This is a genomic window from Achromobacter sp. (assembly GCF_057314935.1).
This window is the reverse complement of the sequence record NZ_DBHKZA010000039.1, coordinates 1,372-5,350: the sequence shown is the minus strand read 5'-3', so window position 1 is coordinate 5,350 and position 3,979 is coordinate 1,372. Positions and strand designations below refer to the sequence as shown.

Sequence of the window (3,979 nt, the reverse complement as noted above, 5' to 3'; positions counted from 1 at the left end):
GCCAGCCCCAGGGCTGATCTTGCGCAAGCGGGCCGGGATCCTCCCGGCCCGTTTCTTGTCGGGCTTGCCTTAGTGCGAACGCCCCAGGTTTTCCAGGATCGGGCAGTCGGGCCGGTCGTCCCCGTGGCAGTTGTGCGCCAGGTGCTTCAGGGTGGCAGCCATGTCACGCAGGGCTTCGGCTTTGCGCTCCAATTCCTCTACGTGCCCCAGCGCAATGCGCTTGACGTCCGCGCTGGCGCGGCTGCGGTCCTTCCACAGCGCCAGCAACTCGTTCATCTGCTCCACCGAAAAGCCCAGGTCGCGCGCGCGGCGCACGAAGCGCAACGTGTGCAGGTCGTGGTCGCCGTAGACGCGGTAGCCCGAATCCGTGCGCACCGCCGGGCCGATCAGGCCGATGCTCTCGTAGTAGCGGATCATCTTGGCGGAAATGCCCGAGCTTTTCGCAGCTTCTCCGATATTCATGTCTGGCTCCTTGGGTCAGGCTTGGATGGCGCGCGCAGGGCGCGTGCCGGGCTTTTGTCGATACGAATGCGCAGTGTCGACCTTCCCACTATGGGAAGGTCAATATCCATTCTACGCTTGACCTTGCCATTATGGGAATGTTTAAGCTGTGATTCATGGTGTGCAAAAGGTTGCCCACCGCCTTGAAATTTCCGGAGAAAAACCATGAGCATCGAATTCCAAGTGCCCGACATGACCTGCGGCCATTGCGTGAAGACCATCACGGGCGCGGTGAGCCAGGCGGCGCCGGGCGCGACCGTGGCGGTCGATCTGCCGACGCACCGGGTCACCATTACGGGTACGGACCAGGCCGACAAGCTCGAAGCCGCCATCCGCGACGCGGGCTACGCGCCGACGCGCCTGTAATACCGGCCGCCGGGGACCCGGGTATGATAGGCCTGGTTTTCCGGCGGTTATTTTCTAATTGCCAAAAGCTATCGATCAATTTAGTTTATTAAATTTGATTAATTGATAGTCGCGATTTATCATTCTTTCCATGGTGGTTAAACAAACCCCGCTACCCAAGGAGAGATTGAATGCTGCAAAACCGCGAAGGCCAACGTGTTCCGAACGTAACGTTCCCCGTCCGTGAGGACAACACGTGGAAGAAGGTCACGACCGACGATCTGTTCAAGAACAAGACGGTTGTCGTCTTCTCGCTTCCCGGCGCTTTCACGCCGACCTGCTCGTCGACCCACCTGCCGCGCTACAACGAACTGGCCCCCGCGTTCTTCAACGCCGGCGTGGACAGCATCGTCTGCGTGTCGGTCAACGACACCTTCGTCATGAACGAATGGGCCAAGGACCAGGAATCGGCCAATATCACGCTGCTGCCCGACGGCAACGGCGCCTTCACCGAAGGCATGGGCATGCTGGTCGACAAGAGCGACCTGGGCTTCGGCAAGCGCAGCTGGCGCTATTCGATGTTGGTGAAGGACGGCGTCGTCCAGAAGATGTTCATCGAACCCGAAAAGGAAGGCGACCCGTTTGAAGTGTCGGACGCCGACACGATGCTGGCGCACATCGCCCCGACGGCCAAGAAGCCCGACCAGGTGGTCGTGTTCTCCAAGCCGGGCTGCCCGTTCTGCGTCGACGCCAAGGCGCTGCTGGAAGAAAAGGGCTACGCCCCGATCGAAATCCCGCTGGAGAACAAGGTCCGCGGCCGCGTGATTGGCGCCGTGTCGGGCAAGGGCACCGCTCCCCAGGTGTTCATCAACGGTTCGCTGATTGGCGGCCTGGAAGATCTGAAGGCGCACTTCGCCTGAGTCTGTCAGCCGGGAGCGGGGACGATCCCCGCGCCTGGCCGGCGCAATGGCGCGGTTGCAGGCTGACCGCGCCGTCGCCGCCGGCACGAGCTTCCCTTTTTACGCACCCTTACCGCATTCCTTGCGCGGCCCTTCGCGGGCGCCGCCGGACGGTGTTCGTCCCGAGGATGCGCAACAAGGCGGAACTCGCCTTTGAATCCTTGCTACCCGCAACATGGGGGATACCCAGTCATGAAAACTCTGCACACAGATATCGCCGTCATCGGTGCCGGCACCGCCGGCCTGGCTGCTTATCGCGCCGCAAAAGCGGCGGGCAAGCGCGCGCTGCTGATCGAGGGCGGCCCTTACGGCACGACCTGCGCCCGCGTGGGCTGCATGCCCTCCAAGCTGCTGATCGCCGCCGCGGAAGCTGCTCACAGCGCGGCGCATACGGAAGCCTTCGGTGTGCACGTCAGCGGCGAGATTTCGGTGGACGGCGTGGAAGTGATGGACCGCGTCAAACGCGAACGGGACCGCTTCGTCGGCTTCGTGCTGGAAGGCGTGGAGAACATCCCGGCCGAGGACAAGCTGCGCGGCTATGCGCGTTTCGTGTCCGACACGGTGCTGCGCGTGGACGACCACACCGAAGTGCATGCGGCCCGCGTGGTCATCGCCACCGGTTCGCGCCCTTCGGTGCCGCCGCCGTTCCAAGCCCTGGGCGATCGTCTGGTGGTCAATGACGACGTCTTTGCCTGGGACGACCTGCCGCGCCGCGTCGCCGTGTTCGGCCCCGGCGTGATTGGCCTGGAATTGGGCCAGGCGCTGGCGCGGCTGGGCGTGGACGTGCGCGTGTTCGGCGTCAGCGGCAGCCTGGGCGGCATCAGCGATCCGCAGGTGCGCCTGAACGCCCGCAAGATCTTCCAGCGCGAGTTCTACCTGGACCCGGACGCCCGCGTCCTGGAAACGACCCGCGTCGGCGATGAAGTGGAAGTGCGCTACGTGACGCTGGACAACAGCGAACGCACCGAGCGCTTCGATTACGCGCTGGTCGCCACGGGACGCCGTGCCAATGTCGACGGCCTGGGCCTGGAGAACACGTCGCTTGTGTTGAATGCGCAGGGGGTGCCGGTGTTCGACCGCGAAACGATGCAGGCGGGGGAATCGCCCATCTTCATCGCCGGTGATGCCAATGCGGATGCGCCGTTGCTGCACGAAGCCGCCGACGAAGGCCGCATCGCGGGCGAAAACGCTGCGCGCTTTCCCGAGGTGCGCCAAGGCTTGCGGCGCGCGCCGCTGGCGGTGGTGTTCTCGGATCCGCAGATCGCGCTGGCGGGGCAGGGCTATGGACGCCTGGTGCCGGGTACCTTCGTCATCGGCGAAGTGGATTTCAGCGACCAGGGCCGGTCGCGCGTGATGCTGAAGAACAAGGGCCTGCTGCACGTGTACGCCGACATTGCGACGGGCCGCTTCCTGGGCGCCGAAATGGTGGGCCCCAGCGCCGAGCACATCGGCCACTTGCTGGCCTGGGCAGTGCAGCAGGAACTGACCGTGGCGCACATGCTGGACATGCCGTTCTACCATCCCGTGATCGAAGAGGGCCTGCGTACGGCGCTGCGTGATGCGGCGGCCAAGCTGGCCCGCGCCCGGGAGGCGCTGCGCAGCGAAGAATCGGAAAACGCGACGGCCTGATCCGGGTCGGGAACCGCAAAAAAATGGGCCGCAATGTTGCGGCCCATTTTTATCGGCGGTCTGCTTTAGTCGTCGGACTGCTTCTTCGGAACCGGGAAGGGGTTTTCGCGGTATTGCAGCGTGAAGCCCGCACGCTCGTCCTGACCCAGTTCGCGGGCCAGGTACGGCATGGCTTGCTTCAAGCCTTCGTGCAGCGTCCAGGGCGGATTGATGAGGAACATGCCGCTGCCGTGGAGGCCGTAGCCGTCGATGGTCGCCTTCTTGACGGTCAGGGTGGCGTGCAGCCAGCTCTTGACCTTCAGGTTCTCGAAGTGGCGCGCCATTTCGCTGGCTTCGCGGCGTTGCACCAGCGGATACCAGACGGCGATGGTGCCGGTGGCAAAGCGCTTGACGCATTCCTTCACGGTGATCAGCGTGCGGCGGTAGTCGTGCTTGTCTTCGTACGACGGGTCGATCAGCACCATGCCGCGGCGCGTGGGCGGCGGCAGCAGGGCCTTGACGCCTTCGAAGCCATCATCGCCGTAGATCGTGGTCTGGCGCTGCGC

General features: G+C 64.1%; 5 protein-coding genes. 3 read left to right on the top strand and 2 right to left on the bottom strand.

The genetic code is table 11. The annotated features are described in order from the left end of the window. Positions 1 to 69: 69 nt before the first annotated feature. Positions 70 to 462, bottom strand: coding sequence for a Cu(I)-responsive transcriptional regulator (gene cueR / locus ACO6D5_RS15915; protein WP_006222282.1), 393 nt, complete (start codon positions 460 to 462; stop codon positions 70 to 72). A 204-nt stretch (positions 463 to 666) separates the two neighbouring features. On the opposite strand from cueR, the gene ACO6D5_RS15910 reads away from it, so the two are divergent. The 3 genes from ACO6D5_RS15910 to ACO6D5_RS15900 all read left to right on the top strand — a co-directional run bounded on the left by ACO6D5_RS15910 (position 667) and on the right by ACO6D5_RS15900 (position 3,434). Next, complete coding sequence (locus tag ACO6D5_RS15910) at positions 667 to 867, top strand: cation transporter (RefSeq protein WP_315847212.1); 201 nt, start codon at positions 667 to 669, stop codon at positions 865 to 867. A gap of 170 nt (positions 868 to 1,037) precedes the next feature. Continuing rightward, entirely contained in the window at positions 1,038 to 1,766 is a 729-nt protein-coding gene (locus ACO6D5_RS15905) for a redoxin family protein (protein WP_315847211.1), read from the top strand. Positions 1,767 to 1,997: 231 nt separating this feature from the next. Beyond that, positions 1,998 to 3,434: a dihydrolipoyl dehydrogenase gene (locus ACO6D5_RS15900; RefSeq protein ID WP_485825900.1), complete on the top strand. Its 1,437-nt coding sequence runs from the start codon at positions 1,998 to 2,000 to the stop codon at positions 3,432 to 3,434. A gap of 65 nt (positions 3,435 to 3,499) precedes the next feature. Here the strand turns inward: ACO6D5_RS15900 and rlmJ are convergent. Beyond that, positions 3,500 to 3,979, bottom strand: a 480-nt coding sequence (gene rlmJ, locus ACO6D5_RS15895; protein ID WP_485825899.1) for a 23S rRNA (adenine(2030)-N(6))-methyltransferase RlmJ, incomplete at its 5' end; no start/stop codon positions are given.

Coding starts and splice junctions, on each gene's coding strand:
- ACO6D5_RS15905 (WP_315847211.1), top strand. CDS start 1,038: ATGCTGCAAAACCGCGAAGGCCAACGTGTTCCGAACGTAACGTTCCCC.
- ACO6D5_RS15900 (WP_485825900.1), top strand. CDS start 1,998: ATGAAAACTCTGCACACAGATATCGCCGTCATCGGTGCCGGCACCGCC.
- ACO6D5_RS15910 (WP_315847212.1), top strand. CDS start 667: ATGAGCATCGAATTCCAAGTGCCCGACATGACCTGCGGCCATTGCGTG.
- cueR (WP_006222282.1), bottom strand. CDS start 462: ATGAATATCGGAGAAGCTGCGAAAAGCTCGGGCATTTCCGCCAAGATG.